Below are 24,134 nucleotides of genomic sequence, written 5' to 3' on the forward strand. Positions count from 1 at the left end.
TTTTCTATATTGTATGTATCAATTTTTCGTCATTGCGAGCAGCCGCAGGCTGCGTGGCAATCTCGTCAAATATCCTGAGATTGCTTCGTTAATTACTTACGTAATTTCCTCGCAATGACGAAAACTGATCCCTACACAGAAATGACATTACGCCGATAAATCACATATATTACGATTAAGGAAATAGCAAGACCAAACCAAGTTAGGGCATATTCTAAATGGTCATTTCTGATTGCTGCTAAATGATTTATTGAAAGAGGTAATAAAATATCTAGATTGCTAATATCTTTTCCTTCCGCAATAATATAAAAATCCTCTAGATTTAATTCTAAGGTTTGAGATGCTTCTTTTAAATCTAAAGTTAGCCACACATTATTTTTTATATCGTTAGCAGGTAAGTAGCTACGAGTTTTTTCAGACGGCATAGTAACACCGATAATCTCGTGTTGCCTGTCGTTTGTAGCTTGGGTGATAATAATTTTATTGCGATTACTAAACCAGCCTCGTGCTACTAAAATAACTTTATCTTCTATGGTTTTAAAAGGAGTAACTAAATAATAGCCGTCTTTTCCGCTCGACATTGACCTTCTACCATATAAATATATGTCTTTATTAGGTAAAAATTGACCGGTAATTTTTACTTTATGATAAGGTAAACTATCTTGAATTTCTGCTAAATTAATTGCAGGTGAAGTGAGGTTAGCTTGCATTGAGGCTAAGAATAATTTCTTTTCCTTTAAACGACTAAGCTGCCAAAAGCCTAAGGAAATAAGTATTGTAAACGTGATAAGTACAACAAGGTTTGTTTTCATAGGTAAGTTTTAGGAATGTTGATAATCGTCATGAGCTAAGCGACTACAAAGAGCGTGGCAATCTCATGAAACAATATAAAATTCCTGAGATTGCCACGTCGAGGCTTTGCCTCTCCTCGCAATGACGTTTTACTACGCAGTTTTTAAAATACTACTAAGAAACTCTTTATGTTTTTGCAGCTCTTCTTTTGTAGGTTTAATAACAATAGTAGCTTGCTCTGTTTTGTTATTTACTTGATTAGTTGCTAAATTATTTGTTTCGACAGATTTATCAACCATTTTAAAAGCGGATTGTCTACCACCCGTTAGTTCCACATATACTTCTGCAAGTAATGCCGCATCTTTCAAAGCCCCGTGAAGCTGCCTACCTGAATTATCAACTTTAAATCTTTTACATAATGCGTCAAGATTATATTTTGAGCCTGGAAACATACTTCTAGCCATAACTAGAGTGTCTATAGCATTGGACAGTTCTAAAAGTTTGATTTCCGCTCTTTTTAATAATGATAATTCATGATTTAGAAATTTAATATCGAACGGAGCATTATGAATAATAAGTTTGCTATCTGAGATAAACTCTAAAAAATCATCGGCTATTGTATGAAACAAAGGTTTGTCCTTTAAAAACTCACCGGAAATACCGTGAATTCTATAAGCATCAAACGGCATGTCTCGCTCAGGATTAATATAAAAATGAAAATTCCTGCCTGTTAATACCTTATTCACCATCTCAATAGCACCGATTTCGACGATTCGGTGACCTTGTCGTGGGTCAAGTCCCGTAGTTTCGGTATCTAAAATTATTTCTCTTAAACTCGACATTCCCAATCCTTTATTATTCTTTTAAAATCGTCATTGCGAGCGGGTATTGTTGCGTGGATACCAAAACCGTCATTGCGAGGAGCGAAGCGACGCGGCAATCCAGAAAATAATTAAAAAAATTCTATAAATCAGAATTTTTAACTGGATTGCTTCGTCGAATTACTACGTAATTCTTCTCGCAATGACGACTGGGGGTCTACGCAACAATGCCTACGCGGGAATGACATAAGTACCATACAACAAGCTTACAATTTCCTCGCAATGACGAGAATTAGCTTCTCTATTTGTTTTTCCAAGTCTAACATATCAACGCCGCTATTTATAGCAAAATCTGCTTTTGCTATTTTGCTCTCTTGTGATAGTTGAATTTCTTTGATTTTATTATAAATCTCTATATCAAATGAAGTTCTTGTTATTGCTCTTTGCATTCTTATTTCTTCAGAGCAGTATATTGTTACGACAAAATCAAAATATTTATCAAATTTAGCTTCATAGAGCAGAGGTATTTCGGCAAAGCCAAATTTGGAATTAGCGTTTTCTTTTTTAAATAAAATGAGTTTATCTATCAGTAATGGGTAAATAAAATTTTGTAATTTTTCTCTAGCTAGGTCGTTATTGTAGATTAAATTGCTGATTTTTCCGATATTGAAAGATTCAAGTTCAGGGAGTAATTTTAAGATTTGAGTTTGTACGCTCAAATCTTGATATAATTCTTTTATACATCTATCGGCACAAAAAGTTTTATATCCTTTTTCTGCTAAATAATCCAAAATAAAAGTTTTCCCCGATGCGTAGCTACCGGTAATACCTATTGCTAACATTTTGTTATAAAAATTTTATGTTCATTAGCGAGTTTTATAGTTAATTCTTCTTCGACTATAATTACATTATTTTTCTGAATTGCTACTCCTTTGTAATTATATTTAGCAAGATTCTTTATAGTATCCGGACCGATCGTCGGCATATCTAGTCTATTATCTTGACCTAATTTCGGTATTTTTACTAATACTCCTCCATAAGGTTTTTTACGTAAATCTGCACATCTCGCTATTAAATTATCCGTCCCTTCAGCAGCCTCTATACCAAGTATGTAACCATTTTCAACTATAACCGATTGTGCAATATCGAATGAACTTAAATGATTCAACAATTTTACTCCAAGCTCAATATCATTTTTATCTGAATTCGTAAGGGTGATATCAGTTATAATATTGGAGTTATCTTGTTGATTTTTATATATTTCGTTACTTGAAATTACTTTAAAACCGTAGCTTTCAAAAAAAGCTGCTACTATTTTTAGTAAATTATCATCTCCTCGAATTTTTTGCCCAACTATTTTGAAAAGCAATAAACCGCCTATTTTATCTACGGATAAATTTTTAAAATTCGGTCTATTAACTCCGCCTATAAAAATAATATTTTGTACCTCATTATCCTTAAAATATTTTATAGCTTCACCAATCATACCGATTTTTAAAATCTTATATTCAAAATCTTTAATTTGTTCTATATCAGCTTCGTCTTTAATCGCCGCTATATAACACTTGCCGCCTTGCTTTGTATAGTTACTTGCTATTAAGTAAGGTAATGAACCTCTGCCTGCAATAATTCCAAGATTTGGTAGCATAATTAAGTTTTTAATTTAGAATTCTAAAAATTTATTATAAGTCCATTTTAAATATAAATCTAGAATTCTTATTTGACCTTTACATTTTAATCAAATTAAGGCATAATATTTGGTGCTAATATAGCTATAGTAATAAACGTAATTTAGAATAGAGGTTGCGGACTCGGGGGCAGTACCCGACGCCTCCACCAAAACTTTCTAAATAACTTGCTTCTAAAGGTAATTTGTACGTCGAACCGGTACTCGAATCCTCACGTACCAAGTGTACGCTGCGGTTCGAGGTGAAGTGTCTCCTTTTATTAGCGGCGTCATTTAGAAAAGTTTAAATATATAATATAATAAAGAGTAGACAATACGAAGATCAACTTCAAAAAGAGCAAGGAGTTCACAAGGCGAGGAGCGAAGCGTATACTTAATACGTGAACACCGCAGCTCTTGTAGAACGACGTAGCCAATTTTTGAAGTTCATCGAGTATTTTATGGGGGCGAAATAGGATCGACGTACCTAATAAAAAGATTGCTTTTACTCGGGATGATTCCGCCGATGGCTTTGCCATATGGGTCAAAACAAAGAAACGCAAACGATAATAATCGTTATGTAGGTGCAGCTTTAGCAGCTTAATCCTACGCGGCTGGGGGTTTGCCGGGCAACAGAAAAACCCCACATAACTCATATACCTATTTTTATTTTTTTCGTATGAATATTGAATATAAAAAATTTGTGAATGAATATATGCTAGAATTTGTGAAAAAAATTCTAACTAAGATTCAGCTTGAAAATTTATATTGGGATCAGTTAATATACATATCGTACAGAACCGATAACCCTGCGGTAATTTTACCTTCAAAAGTTAAACAGGCATATCCAAAACAGATAACAATAGTACTTCAATATCAGTTTGAAAATTTAATAGTAAATGATACCGGTTTTTCCTTAACAGTAAGTTTTGACGGTGTTAAAGAAATAATTTACGTACCTTTTGATGCACTTATTAGCTTTGTTGATTCCAATAATAATTACAGCCTAACTTTTAATCAGTCGTTAAATATACAAGAAAATCACCAACATGAAGAGGAAATAAGTAGTAATAAAAGTTATAAAACTTCATTATCTCCAAATCCAAATGTTATAATGTTAGATAAGTTTCGTAACTCTTCTAAACCTAAACCTAGTTAATGCCCATATATGGATTCAAAAGTAGTTATATATACTGATGGTGCATGTGCAGGTAATCCTGGTCCTGGAGGATGGGGAGCTTTGCTTCAATTTAATGATACTAGCAAAGAAATATTTGGGTATGAGTTGGATACGACTAATAATCGTATGGAAATTACGGCAGCACTTGAAGCATTAAGGATTTTAAAAAAATCTTGTAATGTTGAGATTTATACTGATAGTAAATATTTGCAACAGGGAATTACCGCTTGGATTCATAATTGGATAAAAAATAATTGGTGTAAAAGCAACAATGAACCCGTTAAAAATGCCGATTTATGGCAAAAATTATACGCAGAATTGAGTAAACATACTATTATTTGGAAATGGGTAAAAGGTCATGCAAATAATAGCGGTAATATTGCTGCCGATAAACTTGCAGTGCAAGGAAGAGAAACTGCTATAGAAATTTTAAAATGTCGTGGATAGATAAGTTTTTTATTACTTTTTTTCATAAAAAAGTAGGAGAAGATGAGTTTTTGAATCAATATTATGAAAGCCGTAATATTGATTATTTAGGGCGTCCAAGGAGGTTTGTTATTTATAAGAATGTAAATGAACCTACAAAAATTCCGCCGAGTTGGCACGCTTGGTTACATCATTTAGTAAATGAGATACCGAAAAATATTCAGCTTTTCCCGTGGCAAAAGAATAATAAAATAGTTAAAAAGCCGCCTAAAACATCAAATCTTAAATATAGTAGATGGCAACCGTAATTAATTAATAAAATATAAAAAAACAATGAAACAAAATATTATTGAAACAATTATCGGTTTTGTAGTATTAATTATTGCTTTGCTATTTTTGATTTTTGCCTACAAGACAGGTAGTTCTATAGCTAGCTCAAAAGGTTATCAGGTAACTGCTAATTTTCAGAGTGCAGAGGGTATAGCAGTCGGAAGCGACGTAATGATCTCAGGTATAAAAATAGGTAGTGTAAAGAAAATTACTTTAGATCCGAATAGCTTTTATGCAAGTGTATATCTAAATATTAATGATGATGTTAAAATACCTAAAGATTCTAAAGCCCAAGTAGTCACCAGCGGGTTACTTGGAGGTAAATATATTTCAATTGTACCTGGTAATGATGATGAAAATTTAGCGGCTAATGAAGAGATAAGATATACTCAATCAGCAATTAATATTGAATCATTAATTAATAAAATTGTTTCTTCATTCGGTAGTAAGTAGAAGTAATACGAAATAAAAAATCATTAAATTTAGCCGAATCTAAACTAGATTTCGGTTTTTTTATTGTTTAAGCTATTGTAAAGTGTTTACAAGAGGAGTATCTTATAATTGTAAGCAAAGTAATTTGCTTAACAAAATGTAAACTAATAAAGGAGTAAATTATGAAAGAATCAAATTCAAATTCTGCTAAAGAAGATATCGAAGGTATCAAAAAAGATATTGAAAGCTTAGTGTCAAGATTACGTAATTTAAAAGGTAAATCCGGAGATATTCTAGATGAGCAGTTAGGTAATTTATCATCCGTTATGGAACATTATAAAGATAAAGGAATAGATAAAGGTAAGGCTAATGTAGTGGATTTATGTGAGTCGACACGTGACCACCCTTTGCGGAATCTCGCCTACGCTTTTGGTGCAGGCGTGTTGCTAGCTATTCTTATGAAATAGGTAATTCAATGTTAAAATCTCTAATATATGAATTATTAAAAAGTAGCATTAAGCAAGAAGAGAAATCTTATGGCAAACCATTTGTCTATTTTTTTAATATTCTAGGTTTAGTTTTAATAATTATTGCTAATTATTGTTATTGTTCGGATAGTATGGAATTTTATTTTCTTATGCAAAGCGGAATAATTTCTATTATATCTTCTATAGTTATTGAAGCTGTTAGATGTTATTTAAAATACAAAAATAGATATCGTACTCTAGATTCTTTAAGGTCCAAAAGTAGAGAGTTAGTAGGGAGCATAAGTACGCCGTTTACTGACTTAGTCTCAACTAAGACCTTAATAAGATATTTACCTACGATAATTCGCTATGTTCCAAGTACCGTACTGACATTTTTAGTATGTACTTATATTAAAAGAAAATTCTTAAAAAATGTTACATATCCACTTTTAGGTAAGTAGTAATTTATTTCTCGGTTTAGGTAATTCTAAACCGAGCTTTAAATAACTCTGTCTTAACTTAACAAATACAGTTTCAATTTTTGTAAGATTCGCTGTGACTATGTCATTCCTGCGAAAGCAGGAATCCAAACAAAAAGTATAAATACAGCAAATTTTTGAAATTAAAAGCTTAGGTTATCTTGCTTTATGCTGGTTCCTGCTTCCGCAGGAATGACACCTAGCAGTTTTCTTGAGCCATGCAACAACACTGGTCAAACGAACTAGGTGACAATGAACAGTCACGATTCGTTTATAGCTTCATTAAGCTCACTCTTAAATTAGTTATTCTTCTTTCTTAATTTTTTGGTAAATCTACATTATCTTAGCCAAGTGTATGAAAGTATTTAAGCTTTCTTCGTCGTCTTTGGTCATTATATAAGGTACTTTAACATATATAAGCATTTGATGTGTTTTGTCCGATATTTTATTTTTCTCTAAAAACACATATAATTTATGAGTATTGTTATATTCATCTTGTATACTAAACGCTTTATTTGCTACAACTGATTTATCAGATTTTGATATAAAATCATCAATAAAATAGTTTAAAGAATCTCCAAATAATTCGCTTAATTGCTGATGATTTTGAAGTTCTTCATATGATAATGATCTTGCAGTTTTCAACTTAAAATATGATTTAATCATTTCAAGAGCAGAATATCTATCGCAGTTATTATTAAGAATTTTATATAACATTTTTTTATCAAAATATGCAGGTACCATTTTTAAATCCTTATTAATAATTTGCTGTTTGTAATAAGATAATTGACGCATAAAAACGATAATTGTAGCTGTAAGACCTGCAACTAAGATAGAGTATAAATTTAGTGATTGAAAAAGCATATTTTAAATATATTTAATTATAACTACCAACGATAGTATAGTATTTTTGCTTTTCAATCTAAAAATGAACCATTACTATATATTACTTATTTTTTTCTTTCAATTAGTTTATTTATCACATATTTATTGTGCTAATAAATAATTAAATGTTTTTTTGCCACAAATTATAAGATTTTTTTGAAATAGGATTAGCTATTCTTTAAAAAATCTTATTCAATCCATGAAGTGTATTAAGTTGCACTTCATTTTCTTATTTATCGTGTAAAGCGAAATTTCCTATTGACTTTTATATAAAACAGTATAAGTTTCTTTACAATTTAATTTTTTGTAAAGAATTTATGCTAGGCTATGAAAAAGAACAGCGAAGCTTAACAAGAGAACAAAAAGAAGCCACAGGAATTTTATCTACAGCTACTTTTCTTGAGTATTTTGACTTAATGTTGTACGTCCATTTAGCAGTATTGTTAAATGAATTGTTCTTTCCTAAATATGATTCTAGTGCAGCTTCTCTTCTCTCTGCCTTTACCTTTTGTTCTACCTTTATATTTAGACCACTAGGAGCATATGTTTTCGGTCGAATAGGTGATAAATTAGGACGAAAGTCTACTGTTATTATGACAACTACCTTAATGGCTTTATCCTGTATAATTATGGCGAATGCTCCTACTTATGAACAAGTAGGTTATTTTGCTGCTGTATTAATCACAATTTGCCGTGCAATTCAAGGTATGGCTTCTGTAGGTGAAATAGTGGGAGCAGAACTTTATTTAACTGAAATTACAAAACCACCTATACAATATCCCGTAGTTTCTTTTATCGCCGTAGCATCAGTAATTGGGACAACTGCTGCTTTAGCTATAGCATCTTTGGTTACTACTCAAGGATTTAATTGGCGTCTTGCCTTTTGGATAGGTGCAATTATTGCAGTTGTAGGAGGCTATGCTAGAACTCATCTTAGAGAAACGCCTGATTTTGTAGATGCAAGTGCTAGACTTTTACGAAAATATGAAAAAGCAAATATCGACAAAAAAGAATTAAAAAACGATGAAATTTTTAACCAAAAACCTAATAAGAAGACAACTATATATTTTTTCATAATGAGTTGTGCTTGGCCCATATGTTTCTACTATACTTATATTACTTGCGGTAAAGTTTTAAAGAATTCATTTGGATATAGTGCAGCTCAGGTTATTCATCATAATTTTATTATTTCAATGTTCCACCTAGCTAGTATGTCTTTAATATGTTTTCTAAGTTATAAAATATATCTTTTAAAAATTCTTAGAGTAAAATTAGCTTTACTCTTTATATTTATTCTATTTTCACCATACCTTTTAAAAAGTACAACTACACCTTTCCAACTTCTTTTAATTCAAATAGGTTTGATAATATGTTCATTTGATACTGTTCCTGCTGTTTCAATCTTTTTTAGGCATTTTCCGGTTTTTAAACGCTTTACTTATAGTAGTATGATATATGCTGTTTCTAGAGCTTTAATGTATATAATTACTTCGTTTGGAATTATATATTTAACAAAATATTTGAGTCAATATGGTTTGTTTGTTGTGATGGTTCCGTTACTTATAATTTGTATGTTTGGTCTAAATCATTTTCAAAAGTTGGAAAAAGAAGCAGGTTATTCATGGTGAATAATGATATTTGTTTTTGTTGAGAAAATTTGTCTTTGTATAAAAACCTATAGCAAATTTCATTAAACTTTTCTTCAATTTCATAACACTCTAAATGTATAGCAACAACTAGAAATTTCTTAAATGTTTCCAAAATGATCTTCTTTGCTTTTTCAGGTGATTTAGCTGCTAATGTTTGTACATTATGAATACGATCAAATAATTTTATAAGTACGGTGTCATATCTTTTTTGTTTGATTAACAGGTTTAAGCTTTCCTCGGCACTGATTTTTCCATAAGGTTTGATTCTAGTTAAACCCTCTACATGTCTAGCTACTTCTATTTCAAAAATTTCGGTAATCATCTCTGCAGTAAGTTCTGTATCCTCAATAGTATCGTGAAGTAGAGCAGTATTTATCATATTAGAAGTAAAAAGCTTAGGGGCTTCGTCTGCTACAAACTCCGCAAGCATAATCGCTACCTCAATTGGGTGAGAGTAATAGGGATCGCCTGATTAACGCATTTGCAAGCCGTGATATTTACGGACGTAGTAGATACCTTTTTTGATTTCCTCTATATCAACAGGATTTTTTACTTTAGTGTTTAAATATTCGAGTTTATCAATCAGCTTTTTAGCGTAAACGCAAATTTTAAACTTTTCTTTCCAAGAGCTTATATCTTCCATAAAAGTTATTTATATTAATAATAGTTGATTACAATTAAAGCAAAAGTTAAAAAATCGCAATAATAAATAATTTTTTAACTTTAAATAGATTAATAACTTTTGATTACATTGTATTTAAACAACTTCATTCTATTTTATTATTTACTTTTGCTTCTTGTTCTTGCTGTAATTTATACTCTGCTGCTTTTTCTTCTATATAGTTAAAAAAGAAATAACAAAAAGTTAAAAAACTAGTGAGAATAATAGCAAATGTTATTAATATTAACTTAAGCTCTTTCCTTGCATTTTGAGCTTTTAAACGCTTTTCCTCCTCTTCATCTATTATTAACTCAGAGGTTAAAGTTTCTTCTTCTTTATTTTCCATATTTTAACTCTTAAAAATTAGATTATATTATGAATGACAGAGTTTAATTATCATTTAAGAGAAGTAATCTATAGAAGTAATTAAAATAAGTCAATAACTATAATTATTGATTGTAATAATTATAGTTTTATAAATTTAATTTACCTATAAATATAATTATTTAGAGTTGAAAAAATTATCATTAACAGAAAGGAATAACATTATGAATAAAAAAACAATAGAAGAAAAATTTAATAATGTAGTTAAAGCTATTTATAATGCTTATAACGGTGAAATCACAGAAGAACAAGCACGACAAGCAGCGAGGAATTTTATCGCATTTTGTCAAAAGCTTATAGAGGTACAAACTAGATTAGAAAAGGAAAAAAATAATAAAACGTAAAGTTTAATTGACTTTTTTGGGAAGTTGTATATAGAATCATAACCGGAATGGCAAAATGCTATTTTGGGGCTTAGAAACCTCTTGCTATTATGGTTATGTATCAGCCATTATATGGTGCAATCCTCAGCATTTATGGTTGGGGATGACGATAGACATGTCCAGAGCTTAGATGTTACTTTGAGTTTAAAATCTATTGTGAACTGTTAGTAGCGGTTTTTCTAACTCCCCAACCACCATGAAATATTTTGTGGTGGTTAAAACTTAAAAATCTAAGTTTAACTAAACGGGGCAAATCAAAATGACTTCTACTAAAAAAATAATAATCTTTCTAACACCACTTTCAAATTCTAAAGATCGTAAGCGTCGTAAAGAACTCCTTAATTCATATTGTCGGCAAAATAATTTCACTATATTAAAAATCTTAGAGCAAAGCTCATTTGATCATGCTATTTTAAGAGAGCTAGTTGCTCAAATCTTACACGAGCCTAAAGGAACCATTACTGCTTTTATTGAAGATAAATTATTAAACACTCCAAACAGTATAGTTCTCTTTTCAGTAATTGGGACTTTATATTTACTTGGACTGATTAAAACGGAAATATATAATAAATCTTATACTGAGTTAAAACTTTGTGGTTCAATACTTGATGATTTTTTAAGTATTGCGACCTTTAATCTTAATTTTTATATTCCAGGATAAATTATAGTATGCTAAGATATTGCTTTTAAAAATAAGTGATTATCAGTGTCAAAATTTTCTTTTAATATTCATCATCAGCATAAAAAAGCTAGAAACGGTGTTATCACAACCGCACACGGTGAGATTCGTACCCCTGCTTTCATGCCGGTCGGTACTAGAGGAACCGTTAAGGCAATGCTGCCTGAATCAGTAGCTGAAACCGGAGCGGATATATTACTCGGAAATACTTACCATTTAATGCTTCAGCCGACTGCCGAGCGTATAGCACGTCTTGGTGGTTTGCATAAATTCATGAATTGGGATAAGCCGATATTAACCGATTCCGGCGGTTTTCAGGTAATGTCGTTATCGAAGTTACGCAAAATAACCGAAGAAGGAGTAAGTTTCAGCTCTCATATTAACGGTGATAAATATATGTTAACGCCTGAGCGTTCTACCGAAATACAACATTTACTCGGTAGTACTATCACTATGGCTTTTGATGAATGTACGCCTTATCCTGCAACCTTTGAAGAAGCTAAAACTTCTATGCAGCTTACGACTAGATGGGCGAATAGATCACGTAATGCCTTTGTTAAAAGAGATGGCTATGCACAATTCGGTATTATTCAAGGTAGTGTTTACGAAGAATTACGTGAGCAGTCAGCTAGAGATTTAGTAGAACTCGATTTTGAGGGTTATGCTATAGGCGGGCTTGCGGTAGGTGAGGGGCAGGAGCTTATGTTTAAAGTACTTGATTATGCTCCCGATTTTCTGCCGCAAAATAAGCCGTGCTATTTAATGGGAGTCGGTAAGCCTGCTGATATTATCGGTGCTGTACGTCGAGGTATAGATATGTTTGACTGCGTAATCCCGACACGTTCAGGACGCAACGGTCAGGCTTTTACAAAATACGGCACGGTAAATATCCGCAATAGCAAATACGCCGATGATAACGAGCCGCTTGAGCATGATTGCCTATGCCCTGCTTGTAAAAACTATAGTAAAGCTTATCTGCATCTTTTAGTTAGAATCGGTGAAATACTTGGAGCAATGTTAATGACTTGGCATAATCTAACATATTTTCAAAACCTCATGAGCCGTATTAGGAAATATATTAAGCTAGGTAAAGATTTTGATTTTGATTCTTAAAATGGTTTGTTTTATCATATGACCTAGAAAAACCTGTTCGATGTCATTCCTGCGAAAGCAGGAATCCAGTAAAGCCGACAAAAAAACTTGTTTTTTTAGGTTTATTTTGTCAATATTAAGACAATTTTTTCTGGATTCCTGCTTTCGCAGGAATGACATAGGATGCTTTTCTTGATCAATACAACAAAGTCACTTAAAAAACATGATTTCCTAATGCAAAATATTGATTTAATATCTGAAGAAGAAGCAAAAAAATTACTAGAAGAATTAGCTGATAAAATAGCAGCGTATAATCATGCTTATTATATAGAGGATAATCCTTTAGTTTCTGATAGCGAGTATGATCAGCTATTTAATACCAATCTCAAGTTAGAGCAGAAATTTCCTCATTTAGTTTTAGAAAATAGTCCTAGCAAAAAAATAGGGGCTAAAATAACAAACAAATTTGCTAAAATTACGCATCAAATACCGATGTTGTCTCTTAGTAATGCTTTTGATGAGCAGGACGTAAGAGATTTTGTAGATCGCATAAAAAATTTCTTACGCCTTGATGAGTTTGCTCCTATTTTTTGTGAGCCTAAAATAGATGGCTTGTCTTTTTCTGCTATTTATAAAAACGGGCTGCTTACAACGGGAGCTACAAGAGGTGACGGATATGTTGGTGAAGACATAACGGCAAATATCAAAACAATCAAAAACTTTCCTCATAAAATAGATAATGCTCCGGAGTTTTTAGAAGTACGAGGGGAGATTTATATTGAAAAACAAGATTTCTTAAATCTAAATAAAGAACAGGAAGAGCAGGGCAGAGATAAATTTGCCAATCCTCGTAATGCTGCTGCAGGGTCTCTTCGTCAGCTTGATGCTTCTATTACGGCTCAAAGATCTCTCAAATATTTTGTCTATTCAGGAGGAGTAACTGAGCAGAATCTCGCTTCTTCACAAGAGCAACTACTTATAAAGTTAAAAGAATTCGGCTTTAGCGTTAATGAAATATCTAAGCTTACAAATTCCGAAGAAGAAATTTTCACCTTTTATGAATATCTCAAAACAAATAGAGAAAATTTACCTTATGAAATTGACGGGGTAGTATATAAGCTAAATGATTTTGCATTGCAAAATAGAATGGGGTTTATTGCTAGATCTCCAAGATTTGCTACCGCTCATAAATTTCCTGCTATAATAGGACGAACAAAACTGCTTTCTATTACGGTGCAAGTCGGTAGAACCGGTACGTTAACGCCGGTAGCCGAGCTTGAACCTATAGAAATAGGCGGGGTGACTGTTAGCAGAGCAACGCTGCATAATTTTCAAGAAATCATGCGAAAAGACGTACGTATCGACGATTATGTGTTCTTGCAGCGTGCCGGTGACGTCATCCCTAAAATCACGGGAGTTGATATAGGGAAACGTCCTAATGATACAATAGCATTTGATACTCCTTTATTTTGCCCTTCATGCAATTCTAAGTTGCATTATGCGCCTGAAGATATTATTATACGCTGTGATAACGGTCTTAATTGTCCTGCTCAGAATTATGAGCGTATCCGTCATTTTGTATCGAAAAATGCTATGGATATTGAGGGGCTGGGGCGTAAACAAGTTGAGTTTTTAATAGATAAGGGGTTGATTAGTAATCCTCTCGATATATTCTTTTTGAAAGAGAAAAATGACTCTAGCTTAACAAAGCTTGAAAATATGGATGGGTGGGGTAAAAAGTCAGTAGAAAATCTTTTTAAAAATATTGAGCAATCAAAAAATGTTAGCTTGCCAAGATTCATATACGCTCTAGGTATTAGGCATATCGGTGAGCAAAACGCTAAATTGCTTGCTAGAGAATTTGGCAGCTATGCTAATTTTATAGCTCAAATGGAACTGCTTAGTAAAAATGATTTGGATATCTATCAGAAACTAAATGATTTAGAGGGTATCGGTGATAAGATTCTAGTAGATATTATTGATTTTTTTGATGTTAAAGAAAATACCACGCTTATCAAAAAACTTGGTGAAGTATTAAATATTGAAGATTATAAAGAGACTAGAGAACAAAGCAGTTTAACGGGTAAGATAATAGTATTTACCGGTAGCTTACCAACCATATCTAGAGCTGAAGCTAAAGCAACGGCTGAAAAACTTGGGGCTAAAGTTGCAGCTAGCGTATCGTCTAATACGGATTTAGTCGTAGCAGGCGTTGATGCAGGCAGTAAGCTTAAAAAAGCTAAAGAGCTTAATATTAAAATTATTGGTGAAGAAGAATGGCTTACGCTTATAAAAAATGTTTAGGAAAAGTAACTGTTGCATTTTTTGCAACAGTTACCACCGATGGTAAAGCATATCTAGAGGAATAAGAGCTAATGAATAAAGAAATGGAAAGTCAGATAGTAATTTATCAAGATGAAAATGGGGAAGTTAATGTTGATGTACAATTATATGATGATACGGTTTGGTTAACTCAAAATCAATTAGCCAAGCTTTTTGATAGAGATAGAACAGTTATTACAAAGCATATTAATAAAATTCTAAAAGAAGGAGAACTAGATAATGCAGTATGTGCAAATTTTGCACATACTGCCGCTGACGGTAAAATATACCAAGTAGAATATTATAATTTAGATGCAATAATATCAGTCGGGTATAGGGTAAATTCTAGGAGAGGGATTGCTTTTAGAAAGTGGGCTACTAACTTACTTAAAGAATATCTCATTAAAGGCTATAGTAACACTGTTTTTACGAAAGATTGCACAGTAAATTATACTATGATATAATATATAATTAAACATATAGGAGATATTTATGGGACATAGTATTGTTATTCCTGATGATCTAAACAATGAATTAACAACTGTATAACAACTGTAGCTAAATTAGAAGAGATACCTAAATCTAAGCTAATACGAGAAGCAATTAAAAATTATTTACGTGAATTAAAAGAAGATAGAGAAGATGCAGAAATTGCTTTAGCAAGAAGTAATAATCCAAATAAAAAATTTTATACCTCAGAAGAAGCAACGGAATTTTTAAAAAAGAAGTATGGTTTATAAAGTATATGTTCTATGTCATTCCCGCAGAAGCGGGAATCCAGTATTAATAACAAGCGTAAGTGCAGTTAATTTTTATAACCGATTATTGAATTTATTTAATTTTTTTCTGGATTTCCGCTTCTGCGGGAATGACATAGAACTATGCGAGCGAGTTGGTCATAGAAGTGAAATTTATGATTAATTTAAAATGAACTATCGTCATATTTATCATGCAGGCAATTTTGCCGATATAGTCAAACATTTAGTGCTAATTAGCATTTTAGAACAGCTTAAGAAAAAAGAAAAACCTTTTGCAGGTCTTGGTCTTTACGATTTAAACTCGGAGGCGGCTTCTAAAACTCTAGAAAGCGATACGGGTATTAATAAATTACTGCAAGCTACCAATCCTATCCCTCTACTCTTACAAACTTTCTTAAATATAATAAATATAGCGGGAGAAAATCACTACCCAGGCTCACCTTTTATAATTAAGCAATTATTAAGACCAAATGATCGTTTAATTGCCTGTGAGCTTCATCCAAGCGATTATTTGAGCCTAAAACAACTATTACCGATTAATGCTCACAACATAGATGCTTATAATGCTATAAAAGCTTTTCTACCTTTTAAAGAGAATAGAGGATTAATTTTTCTTGATCCGCCTTTTGAGGTCAGAAATGAGTTTCAAAAACTACTCGAAGCACTTAAAAAAATTAAGCTACGAGTTCTTAATAATCCCGTCTTAATTTGGTATCCTATAAAAGATTTACCTTTGATCCGTGATTTTTACCACAATTACAAGAATATCGGATTTAAAGAAACTATGATTATTGAATATGAGCTTTTAAATAGTGATAAAAATATGGTAAAGTGTGGGTTAATGTTAATTAATCCTCCAAATATAAAAGAGGAATTAGAAAAATTAACGAAATATTTAAGTGCATCTCTTAATTTAAAATTTACGTATCATACTCGTTGAACTTGAAAAATTGGCTTTGTTATTTTTTGCTTTTAATCCTCACGTACTAGTATGTATGCTGCGGTTAAAAGCTTCAAAATGCTGCTCTTTTCCAAGTTGAACTTCGTATACCAACTCTTCATTTCACAGGAGTATAGTGATCTTTAATGTCTTTCCAAAAATATATCTTTTTACTGTTTATAGTTTTTCTTGTTCAAGGTTGCAGTAGTATTAAAGAATCTAGTGATACTACATTACTTTCTACTACTTCATCTCAATTAAAGCAAAAATATAAAATCAGTCATGCGGATTTAGTAGTACAGTATGATTTAACAAATAAAAATAGCAAATGTATATATGCAAAAAACTTAGGTCTAATAATTAATAACCCTAAACAAAATAAGATTTTTCTACAAAAATTCCATAATAAAAATCCGGCAGAATTTAATAAAGCAGCCGAAATAAAAATAGCTGATATAAAGACAGTTGTAACAAAGCTAAATTCAAAATATAAGTTTCTCTCTAAACCGGAAGCTAGCTATTTTGCAAAAAAACAAACTCATAGGAATAATATCTCGGAATTAACCAAGCTTGATAAAATAATTAGTACAATACCGCTTATGATGCCGGAATATGAGCCGAAAATTACTAGCCATTACGGAACTAGGAAAAGTCCTCATAAAAAGAAAAGAAAAAAGAAATGTTTCCATAGCGGTATTGATTTGCAAGCTAAAAAAGCAGCACCGATATATGCAGCAGCAAGTGGAATTGTTATAAAAGCAGCAAGAGCACCTGACTACGGAAATTTTGTTGAGATTAAACATGGACGCAAATTTGTTACGAAATATGCTCATTTAAAGGAAATGTCAGTTAAGGAAGGAAATAAAATTAAGAGGGGTCAATTTATCGGTATACAAGGAAAAACCGGTAATGCTACGGGTGAGCATTTGCATTTTGAAATTCTACTAGATAACAAAGCAATCAATCCGTTTGACTTTATTTTTAACTGCCGTAAATGTTGATTGTTCTGTCATTGCGAGGAAATTACGAAGAAATTGACGAAGCAATCTAGTAAAAAATGCTATAAAATTTATTGCTGAATTGCCGTGCTCCCTATGGTCGCTCGCAATGACGATTTCCGAGCCATACAACAAAACCACTATTAACATGATATACATTAACTATGATCAAACTTTTATATCCTGAATTTTGGCAGAAGCGAAATATTATAGCTTATTTGCTTTTGCCTATAAGCTTGATATATCAATTTTTAGGCTATTTACGAGCTAGTTTAGCACGTCCTATTATGTTACCTGCTAAAGTTATTTGTGTCGGTAATTGTAGTGTAGGAGGTACGGGTAAGACACAGATAGTAATGTATCTAGCCAAATTACTGAGAGCTAAAAATGTAAGTTTTGTAATAGTAACTAAGGCTTATGGTAGTAACCTTAAAAGTGCAACTACCATACATCAAGGACATACAGCATTAGAGGTAGGAGATGAGGGAGTAATACTTGCAAAGTATGGAACAGTTATTGCTACTAAAAATATTAAAGAGATTTTACCATTAATTAACGAGCTTAAACCTGATATAATAATAATTGACGATTTTCTACAAAATCCTTATTTTCATAAAGATTTTACTATAGTTTCAGTAGATAGCCAAAGGCTTTTCGGCAATGGCTTTCTAATTCCTGCCGGTCCTTTAAGACAATATCCAAATAAAGCCCTTGATACAGCTGATTTAATTTTTTTAGTCAGTAGTACCAATGATAAAATACCGAATATTTTAACTCCTTATATTGATAAGCTAATCAATGCTCAAATAATTCCCTCAAGTGATGTAGACAAAACTAAAAATTATTTTGCTTTTAGCGGTATCGGTAATCCTGAGCGTTTCTTTTCGACTTTAAAAAATTATGGACTGAATATAACCGGTTACAAAATTTTTCCTGATCATTATAATTATTTACAAGCAGATTTGGAAAATTTATATTCATTAGCTAAAGAGCATAATGCTACCTTAATTACTACACGAAAAGATCATATTAAGTTCAATGATTTAAATAATAATATTGTCTGTTTAGATGTAGAACTATCTATAAACAACCCTGATTTATTAAATGAAAAAATTTTTAAAAAAGCTCAGATATTTAATTGAGTATTTTATCGTCGTTATATTCCTTAAAGTAATAGGAATATTCGGTGTAGATAAAGCGGCAGATATTTGTAGTTTTATAGCAAGAAAAGTCGGTATATTATTCGCCGTTAATAAAATTGCTAGACGAAATATTAAAGCAGTATTCGGCGATATGTGTGATGTTGAAAAAATCATAGATCAAACTTGGGATAATTTCGGTAGATTCATCGGTGAAAGTGCTTATGTTAATAAAATGAGCGAAGCTGAGCTAGAAAATAGAGCCGAGATAATAGGTATTGAGAATATTAAAAAGCTAGGAGAGCAACCCTTTTTATTATTTAGTGGTCACTTTGCCAATTGGGATATCGGTCTTAATCTTCTGCATAAATCTTATCCGAAATTTGCTGTAATTTATCGTAAGGCAAATAACCCGTATGTTAATAAGCTAATTAATGAAAGTCGGACTAGTGATAAATTGAGGCTTATACCGAAAGGTCCTGACGGTAGCAGAGCTTTAGTTAGGGCTATCAAGGAGAGTGAATCTATTGTTATGCTTGTTGATCAAAAAATGAACGATGGAATTGAAGTGCCTTTTTTAGGACATCCTGCTATGACTGCAAACGCCATAGCTAAAATTGCTTTGCAGTATAAATATCCAATTATACCTTGCCAAATCATTAGAACTAAAGGCAGTTATTTTAAAGTAATAGTTCACCCGCAATTAAAGTTTGAGCAAACCGGCGATAATAAAGCCGATTGCTATAATATTATGCTTAATATTAATCAAATGCTAGGAGAATGGGTTAAGCAAAATCCTTCTCAGTGGTTTTGGTTTCATAATAGATGGAAGAAATAATGTATACTCGTTTAATTTGAAAAATTGGCGTCGTTGTTTTATATTTTTTGATCCTCACGTACTAATATGTACGCTGCGGTCAAAAAATATAAAACGCCTTGCTCTTTTCCAAATTAAACTTCGTCTACTATTTTTCATTTATTCAGAGTAGAGTCTTTAATTTTTCAAGTACTTCTTGGGCGTGATTTTTAGCATTTACCGAACGCCAAATATGTTTAACTATTCCTTTCTTATCAAGTAAAAACGTAGCTCTATCAATGCCCATATATTTTTTACCGAACATTGATTTTTCTATCCATACCCCTAATTGTTCACATAAATTTGAATTTGCATCAGAGGCTAAATCAAATCCTAAACTATATTTTTCTTTAAATTTATCGTGAGAGTCAAGCTTATCTTTAGATACTCCAATAATTACCGTATTAAGTTTATCGAATTCCGGTTTTAGCCTATTAAAATCTTGTGCTTCAATAGTACATCCAGGCGTATCGTCTTTCGGATAAAAATATAATACTATGAATTTTCCTTTTAAATCCGATAGTTTAATTACTTTATCGTTACCTATGTGCAGCGAAAAATCAGGAGCTTTTTTTCCTAGTTCTAATGTCATAACATCCTCAAATTTATTTTGTACAATAACTATATATTAAATAGGTATTTTTTAAAATTGCTTTTTAAGGTTATATTATTTATGATTCTGAATATATAATATTTAAGTTTAATTTTTATTAACTATTAGACCTCTTCGGAAACTCGCTTATAGAGAGGAATTTGAAGGAGACACGGAACGCAGAACCGCAGCGTACACACTAGTACGTGAGGATTCGAGTACCGGATCGACGTACAAATTACCCTTAGAAGTAGAGTTTCCGAAGAGGTCTATTTCAAAAAGAGGTGTTATGAGAACTATAGGTGAAGCACTTGAAGAATTACATAAAAACCTTAAGAATTCTGCTGAAATTATTACTGCCGACTTTAATAAAAAATGTCATAAAGTAGCGGATAAATTATCTGTCAAAATTAATGATTTAGAGAAATATACTAAGGATAGTAAAGACCACTTGTTAGAAACTATAAAAGAGCAATATAAAAGTTTAACAAAAGAGTTGCAGGATTATCAGAAAATTAAAGATGATAAAGTAGAAGAATATAGACAAACTCTTGTAAAAAACTTGATGATTTAAGTAAGAAAATTGAACAATATAACAATAAATATAAATAATCGGAGAATATAATGAAAAGAATATTAATAACACTAGGGGCTACCGCTACATTATTATTAACACCTAGCATTTTTGCAGATTCGCCTACCAAGGATGAAACAAAAGTAAATGAAGTGCAAACTGAAGAAGTAGCTACAAGCAGTACAAAAACAATTACCGAAAATTTACAGGAATTAAAAGACAATTTAACAAAATTAGCCCAAACGGGAGCCGATAAATTTAATCAGACCTTAAGCGATACTTACGATCAGATAGCACAAAGTGTTGCAGAGATAAAAAAGAATGTGAAAGATCAGAAAGATAAAGAAGGTGAAGAACTGCAAAAATCTATAGATGATGTAAAAGCAAAAATGGAAGATTATAAAAAAGCAGGAAGCAAGAAGCAAGAAGAAATACGTCAGCACCTAGTGGATAAATTAGAAGAGCTAAATAAAAATATTAACGAATATAATAAAGAAAAAGCAAATTCGTAATTTTTTAACGTCATTGCGAGGAGAAACTATAAGTTTCGACGAAGCAATCTCAGGAGTTTATCCTACTTCATGAGATTGCCGCATCGAGGCTTCACCTCTCCTCGCAATGACGTTGTACCCTTAAAAATCGGTATTATTTATGACTATTACCAAAGAAAAAATTGCAACCATGTTAAGCTCCAAATTGGGTTTTTCAAATAATTTATGTGAGGAAATAGTTAATACGGTTTTTTTTAATATTTTAGAAATAGCAAAAGAGCAAAAATTAACTTTAAAGAATTTCGGCAGTTTTGAGGTTAAACAAAAAAATCCACGTCCCGGAATAAATTTTCATACTAAATCACCAATAATTATAGAATCAAAAAAGAATTTACGTTTTATCCCGTCTACCAAATTAAAAGCTTTAATTAACGAACATGACAAATAATAGATTAATAGACTCTTTGCAGAACGAAGCTAATAAAGAGGAATTTGAAGGAAATACGGAAGCGCTTGCCACCGCAGCGTACACGCAAGTAACGGAGGATGCGAGTACCGGATTGACGTACAAATTACCTTTAGAAGCAAGTTATGCAAAAAGTCTAACAAAAAAATATTATTCTGCTAGTGAAGTAACTAAGCATTTAAATATTGCTTTACATCAATTAAGATATCTAGAGACAAAAATCCCTGATTTATCTAATTATAAAATAAATAATAGAAAATATTATACTGTTAATGATATTGATCTACTTCAAAAATCTTTAAAGAAAGATATTACATCTCCGTCTACCGATAAAGTTCATATATTACTTACCAACTTCCATAATTTATCTCTTCAAATAAAAAAAATTCTTGCCGATTCCTCTATGACTTGCGTATAGTACTTGTCATATTACGTTTTAAAAGAAAGAAAGGAGCATATTATGACAATAAGACAAATGGTAAAGCCGGTAATTATAGGCATATCCGGTCCTGAATTAACCGATGCTGAAAGAGACTTATTTGAAGAGCATAATCCTTTAGGTGTAATTTTATTCCGTCGTAATATTAGAAAGAATGATAACGGTGAGCAGGATAAAGAAACTCTTATTAAGCTTATTGCAGATATAAAAGAAGTATTAGGAGAAAATACTATCATCTCTATAGATCAAGAGGGCGGTAGGGTAAAAAGGCTCATAGCACCGACTTTTTATGACGCTCCGGCTGCGAAAGACTTTACTAATCCCCAAACATGTAAACACAATTATAGCACTATAGGCAAAGAGCTAAGAGAAGTAGGTATTAATCTAGATTTTGCTCCGGTAGCGGATTTGATTCACGAAGGAGCAGACAAGATAGTCGGAGATAGAAGTTTTGGTTCAGAGCCGGAAGTAGTCGTACCTTTATGTTTAGCTGCTATAGATGGATTACAAGAAGAGAAAGTCGGGGCTTGCATCAAGCACATTCCAGGGCATGGTAGAGCTAAAGTAGATAGCCATATAGGGTTACCTATTGTTGATACTAGCTTAAAAGAACTAGAGGATACAGATTTTAAAGTATTTAAGGAGCTAGCGAAGCACGATAATATTAAACTTGCTATGACGGCACATATAATTTACAAAGCTCTTGATTCTGAGAATCCTGCCACCCTATCAAAAAAAGTTATAGACTATATTAAAAATAATATCGGCTTTAAAGGGCTTATTATTTCCGATGCAATAGATATGAAAGCTTTAAGCGGTAGTATGGCAGATATTACCAAAGGAGTTTTAGATGCAGGCGTAGATATAGTGCTTGAATGTACCGGAGAATTTAACAAAATGTCTGAAGTTCTAGGTAGTGTTTCGGAAAGTTCTATAGATAAATTTTCTGATCTGTTAATTGCTTAATGCTATTCGTCATTGCGAGGAGGCGTTGTTGTGTGGTTCGGTTTTTCCGTCATTGCAAGGAAATTACGTAAGTAATTGTACGTCCGCAATCTCAGGAATTTGTTATTATTTCATGAGATTGCCACGCGGTCTTCGACCGCTCACAATAACGATGAAACAGATCTATCCAATTAATCTAAGTTAAAATTAATTAAACAATTTTATTGAAAAAATTTATTTTTACTATTAATCTGTTTTTTAATTTTTAGTTAAAGAATTAATTTTATAAATTACTTGAATAGTATTATGTACAGTCTTAAGGATTTAAGTTCTAAAAGCTATAGGTAATATTTACTAAGAATAGAGATATATAGAATTTTAGGTAGCAGGAGGGGATTTGATTTGTGATATTATTAATCTGCTTAAAGAAGATTTAAATAAAGCAGATATAGAAAATGAGATATATATGCGTCTTAAAGAACCTTATTCTGTTTTAAAAAAGATGAAAAGGAAAGAAGTGCCGGTTGATGGATTGAAAGACTTAATTGCATGTAGGATTATAGTTAAATCTAAAGCTCTATGCTATAATGCTTTGGACGTAGTTAAGAGTTCTCCGCATTTAGATTGGTTATACACCAAAGATTATATCAATAGACCAAAAAGCAACGGCTATCAGTCTCTTCATAATATAATGCAGCTTTTACATTCTAAACGTAATTTTGAAATACAGATAAGAAGTGAAGATATGCATAAAGATGCTGAGCTTGGTAGAGCAGCTCATTTAAATTACAAAGAAGAACAAGACCGTCATTTGAAAAAAGTTTTTGACGTTAGTAATGACACGATACTTTCTAAAGCACGTCAAATGGTGAAACAATTTGAAGGATTAGAAGAACAAATTGTAGAATATGAAAAAGAAATTATGCGTATTTGGGATACTAAATACGACGAAATGCTAAAATGGGAAAATACTGCTGAAGTGCTAATATTTAATGAAGAGTAGTTTTTTCGCGAGGGGGCATTTATAGTACCGGACAATTTTTGTTCTATGTCATTCCCGCGTAGGCGGGAATCCAGTAAAGTAAAGCTTTTTTTAAAAGCTTTACTTTACAAAAACTATGTAATAAAAAATCTTTAATTTTAAAGATTTTTTAGTCTGGATCCCCGCTTTCGCGGGGATGACATCGAGATCTTTTAAAAAAATGTCCGGTACTATTCACGGTATGACACTGATAAGGCATAACGCCGATGTGATAAAAATATAACATTTATTAAAACTTTATGAAAA

Annotated in this window: 31 protein-coding genes, 1 other RNA gene and 1 pseudogene; 24 read left to right on the plus strand and 9 right to left on the minus strand. The window is 31.9% G+C overall.

Going from position 1 to position 24,134, the window contains the following annotated elements; all coding sequences use genetic code 11:
* Positions 1 to 131: 131 nt before the first annotated feature.
* The 4 genes from RF_RS00965 to RF_RS00980 form a co-directional block, all read right to left on the minus strand.
* Entirely contained in the window at positions 132 to 812 is a 681-nt protein-coding gene (locus RF_RS00965) for an SURF1 family protein (protein ID WP_011270527.1), read from the minus strand.
* Between the two features lie 132 nt (positions 813 to 944).
* Positions 945 to 1,634, minus strand: coding sequence for a DNA polymerase III subunit epsilon (dnaQ, locus tag RF_RS00970; protein WP_011270528.1), 690 nt, complete (start codon positions 1,632 to 1,634; stop codon positions 945 to 947).
* 245 nt (positions 1,635 to 1,879) lie between these two features.
* A complete protein-coding gene (gene coaE / locus RF_RS00975) occupies positions 1,880 to 2,455 on the minus strand; it encodes a dephospho-CoA kinase (protein ID WP_011270529.1) in 576 nt (191 codons plus the stop codon).
* On the minus strand, positions 2,449 to 3,261 hold the full coding sequence (locus RF_RS00980; RefSeq protein WP_011270530.1) for an LpxI family protein: 813 nt from the start codon (positions 3,259 to 3,261) through the stop codon (positions 2,449 to 2,451). Before RF_RS00980 ends, coaE begins: the two co-directional genes overlap by 7 nt.
* Before the next feature lie 74 nt (positions 3,262 to 3,335).
* On the opposite strand from RF_RS00980, the gene ssrA reads away from it, so the two are divergent.
* The 7 genes from ssrA (at position 3,336) to RF_RS01010 (ending at position 6,575) form a co-directional block, all read left to right on the plus strand.
* Positions 3,336 to 3,927, plus strand: a transfer-messenger RNA (tmRNA) gene (gene ssrA, locus RF_RS08230).
* Between the two features lie 31 nt (positions 3,928 to 3,958).
* A complete protein-coding gene (locus tag RF_RS00985; protein WP_039594842.1) occupies positions 3,959 to 4,438 on the plus strand; it encodes an SspB family protein in 480 nt (159 codons plus the stop codon).
* A gap of 9 nt (positions 4,439 to 4,447) precedes the next feature.
* Positions 4,448 to 4,906, plus strand: coding sequence for a ribonuclease HI (rnhA, locus tag RF_RS00990; RefSeq protein ID WP_011270532.1), 459 nt, complete (start codon positions 4,448 to 4,450; stop codon positions 4,904 to 4,906).
* Positions 4,894 to 5,193 carry an NADH-ubiquinone oxidoreductase subunit NDUFA12 family protein gene (locus RF_RS00995; protein WP_011270533.1) on the plus strand — a complete coding sequence of 100 codons (300 nt, stop codon included), beginning with the start codon at positions 4,894 to 4,896 and terminating at the stop codon, positions 5,191 to 5,193. Before rnhA ends, RF_RS00995 begins: the two co-directional genes overlap by 13 nt.
* Positions 5,194 to 5,218: 25 nt before the next feature.
* A complete protein-coding gene (mlaD, locus tag RF_RS01000) occupies positions 5,219 to 5,668 on the plus strand; it encodes an outer membrane lipid asymmetry maintenance protein MlaD (RefSeq protein ID WP_011270534.1) in 450 nt (149 codons plus the stop codon).
* Positions 5,669 to 5,829: 161 nt separating this feature from the next.
* Complete coding sequence (locus tag RF_RS01005; protein ID WP_011270535.1) at positions 5,830 to 6,114, plus strand: hypothetical protein; 285 nt, start codon at positions 5,830 to 5,832, stop codon at positions 6,112 to 6,114.
* 8 nt (positions 6,115 to 6,122) lie between these two features.
* On the plus strand, positions 6,123 to 6,575 hold the full coding sequence (locus RF_RS01010) for a hypothetical protein (RefSeq protein WP_011270536.1): 453 nt from the start codon (positions 6,123 to 6,125) through the stop codon (positions 6,573 to 6,575).
* Between the two features lie 351 nt (positions 6,576 to 6,926).
* Here RF_RS01010 and RF_RS01015 read toward each other — a convergent pair whose 3' ends face one another.
* Complete coding sequence (locus RF_RS01015; protein ID WP_011270537.1) at positions 6,927 to 7,457, minus strand: hypothetical protein; 531 nt, start codon at positions 7,455 to 7,457, stop codon at positions 6,927 to 6,929.
* A 338-nt stretch (positions 7,458 to 7,795) separates the two neighbouring features.
* Here RF_RS01015 and RF_RS01020 point away from each other — a divergent pair, with 338 nt between their 5' ends.
* Positions 7,796 to 9,106 (plus strand): MFS transporter, encoded by a 1,311-nt coding sequence (locus tag RF_RS01020; RefSeq protein WP_011270538.1) that lies wholly within the window; start codon positions 7,796 to 7,798, stop codon positions 9,104 to 9,106.
* On the opposite strand, the gene RF_RS01025 is transcribed toward RF_RS01020, so the two are convergent.
* The 3 genes from RF_RS01025 to RF_RS01035 form a co-directional block, all read right to left on the minus strand.
* On the minus strand, positions 9,039 to 9,557 hold the full coding sequence (locus RF_RS01025; RefSeq protein ID WP_011270539.1) for an HD domain-containing protein: 519 nt from the start codon (positions 9,555 to 9,557) through the stop codon (positions 9,039 to 9,041). The genes RF_RS01020 and RF_RS01025 overlap by 68 nt on opposite strands.
* A 42-nt stretch (positions 9,558 to 9,599) precedes the next feature.
* Positions 9,600 to 9,770 (minus strand): hypothetical protein, encoded by a 171-nt coding sequence (locus RF_RS11880; protein ID WP_011270540.1) that lies wholly within the window; start codon positions 9,768 to 9,770, stop codon positions 9,600 to 9,602.
* Between the two features lie 124 nt (positions 9,771 to 9,894).
* Complete coding sequence (locus RF_RS01035) at positions 9,895 to 10,134, minus strand: RP671a family tick cell line-upregulated protein (RefSeq protein ID WP_011270541.1); 240 nt, start codon at positions 10,132 to 10,134, stop codon at positions 9,895 to 9,897.
* Between the two features lie 202 nt (positions 10,135 to 10,336).
* Here RF_RS01035 and RF_RS01040 point away from each other — a divergent pair, with 202 nt between their 5' ends.
* From RF_RS01040 to RF_RS01080, 9 genes are all read left to right on the plus strand, one after another.
* Entirely contained in the window at positions 10,337 to 10,516 is a 180-nt protein-coding gene (locus RF_RS01040; protein WP_039594807.1) for a hypothetical protein, read from the plus strand.
* A gap of 298 nt (positions 10,517 to 10,814) precedes the next feature.
* Positions 10,815 to 11,216 carry a hypothetical protein gene (locus RF_RS01045; protein WP_011270542.1) on the plus strand — a complete coding sequence of 134 codons (402 nt, stop codon included), beginning with the start codon at positions 10,815 to 10,817 and terminating at the stop codon, positions 11,214 to 11,216.
* A gap of 45 nt (positions 11,217 to 11,261) precedes the next feature.
* Positions 11,262 to 12,347, plus strand: a complete 1,086-nt coding sequence (gene tgt, locus RF_RS01050; protein ID WP_011270543.1) for a tRNA guanosine(34) transglycosylase Tgt — start codon at positions 11,262 to 11,264, stop codon at positions 12,345 to 12,347.
* Positions 12,348 to 12,560: 213 nt separating this feature from the next.
* A complete protein-coding gene (ligA, locus tag RF_RS01055) occupies positions 12,561 to 14,630 on the plus strand; it encodes an NAD-dependent DNA ligase LigA (protein ID WP_039594843.1) in 2,070 nt (689 codons plus the stop codon).
* A gap of 71 nt (positions 14,631 to 14,701) precedes the next feature.
* Positions 14,702 to 15,112 (plus strand): virulence RhuM family protein, encoded by a 411-nt coding sequence (locus tag RF_RS11135; protein WP_011270545.1) that lies wholly within the window; start codon positions 14,702 to 14,704, stop codon positions 15,110 to 15,112.
* A 463-nt stretch (positions 15,113 to 15,575) separates the two neighbouring features.
* Positions 15,576 to 16,346, plus strand: a complete 771-nt coding sequence (gene rlmJ / locus RF_RS01065) for a 23S rRNA (adenine(2030)-N(6))-methyltransferase RlmJ (RefSeq protein WP_011270546.1) — start codon at positions 15,576 to 15,578, stop codon at positions 16,344 to 16,346.
* A gap of 146 nt (positions 16,347 to 16,492) precedes the next feature.
* Positions 16,493 to 17,347, plus strand: a complete 855-nt coding sequence (locus tag RF_RS01070) for a M23 family metallopeptidase (RefSeq protein WP_011270547.1) — start codon at positions 16,493 to 16,495, stop codon at positions 17,345 to 17,347.
* 161 nt (positions 17,348 to 17,508) lie between these two features.
* A complete protein-coding gene (lpxK, locus tag RF_RS01075) occupies positions 17,509 to 18,486 on the plus strand; it encodes a tetraacyldisaccharide 4'-kinase (RefSeq protein ID WP_011270548.1) in 978 nt (325 codons plus the stop codon).
* Positions 18,449 to 19,321 (plus strand): lipid A biosynthesis lauroyl acyltransferase, encoded by an 873-nt coding sequence (locus RF_RS01080; RefSeq protein ID WP_011270549.1) that lies wholly within the window; start codon positions 18,449 to 18,451, stop codon positions 19,319 to 19,321. The genes lpxK and RF_RS01080 overlap by 38 nt, the downstream gene beginning before the upstream one ends.
* Before the next feature lie 142 nt (positions 19,322 to 19,463).
* Here RF_RS01080 and bcp read toward each other — a convergent pair whose 3' ends face one another.
* Positions 19,464 to 19,931 carry a thioredoxin-dependent thiol peroxidase gene (bcp, locus tag RF_RS01085; RefSeq protein ID WP_011270550.1) on the minus strand — a complete coding sequence of 156 codons (468 nt, stop codon included), beginning with the start codon at positions 19,929 to 19,931 and terminating at the stop codon, positions 19,464 to 19,466.
* Between the two features lie 118 nt (positions 19,932 to 20,049).
* On the opposite strand from bcp, the pseudogene RF_RS08485 reads away from it, so the two are divergent.
* From RF_RS08485 to RF_RS01115, 7 genes and pseudogenes are all read left to right on the plus strand, one after another.
* Positions 20,050 to 20,268 (plus strand): annotated as a pseudogene (locus RF_RS08485) (palindromic element RPE1 domain-containing protein); the annotation flags it as partial.
* Between the two features lie 12 nt (positions 20,269 to 20,280).
* The gene (locus RF_RS01090; protein ID WP_231564285.1) at positions 20,281 to 20,505 is read left to right on the plus strand and encodes a hypothetical protein; all 225 of its coding nucleotides are present in this window, start codon (positions 20,281 to 20,283) and stop codon (positions 20,503 to 20,505) included.
* A gap of 50 nt (positions 20,506 to 20,555) precedes the next feature.
* Positions 20,556 to 21,017: a hypothetical protein gene (locus RF_RS01095; RefSeq protein ID WP_011270552.1), complete on the plus strand. Its 462-nt coding sequence runs from the start codon at positions 20,556 to 20,558 to the stop codon at positions 21,015 to 21,017.
* A 139-nt stretch (positions 21,018 to 21,156) separates the two neighbouring features.
* Positions 21,157 to 21,444 (plus strand): HU family DNA-binding protein, encoded by a 288-nt coding sequence (locus RF_RS01100; RefSeq protein WP_011270553.1) that lies wholly within the window; start codon positions 21,157 to 21,159, stop codon positions 21,442 to 21,444.
* A gap of 112 nt (positions 21,445 to 21,556) precedes the next feature.
* Complete coding sequence (locus RF_RS10415) at positions 21,557 to 21,880, plus strand: MerR family transcriptional regulator (protein WP_045820750.1); 324 nt, start codon at positions 21,557 to 21,559, stop codon at positions 21,878 to 21,880.
* A 42-nt stretch (positions 21,881 to 21,922) separates the two neighbouring features.
* The gene (locus tag RF_RS01110; protein ID WP_039594809.1) at positions 21,923 to 22,867 is read left to right on the plus strand and encodes a glycoside hydrolase family 3 N-terminal domain-containing protein; all 945 of its coding nucleotides are present in this window, start codon (positions 21,923 to 21,925) and stop codon (positions 22,865 to 22,867) included.
* A 376-nt stretch (positions 22,868 to 23,243) separates the two neighbouring features.
* A complete protein-coding gene (locus RF_RS01115; protein WP_011270556.1) occupies positions 23,244 to 23,849 on the plus strand; it encodes a guanosine polyphosphate pyrophosphohydrolase in 606 nt (201 codons plus the stop codon).
* Positions 23,850 to 24,134 lie beyond the last annotated feature (285 nt).

It is taken from the genome of Rickettsia felis URRWXCal2, assembly GCA_000012145.1.
GTDB classification, from domain to species: domain Bacteria; phylum Pseudomonadota; class Alphaproteobacteria; order Rickettsiales; family Rickettsiaceae; genus Rickettsia; species Rickettsia felis.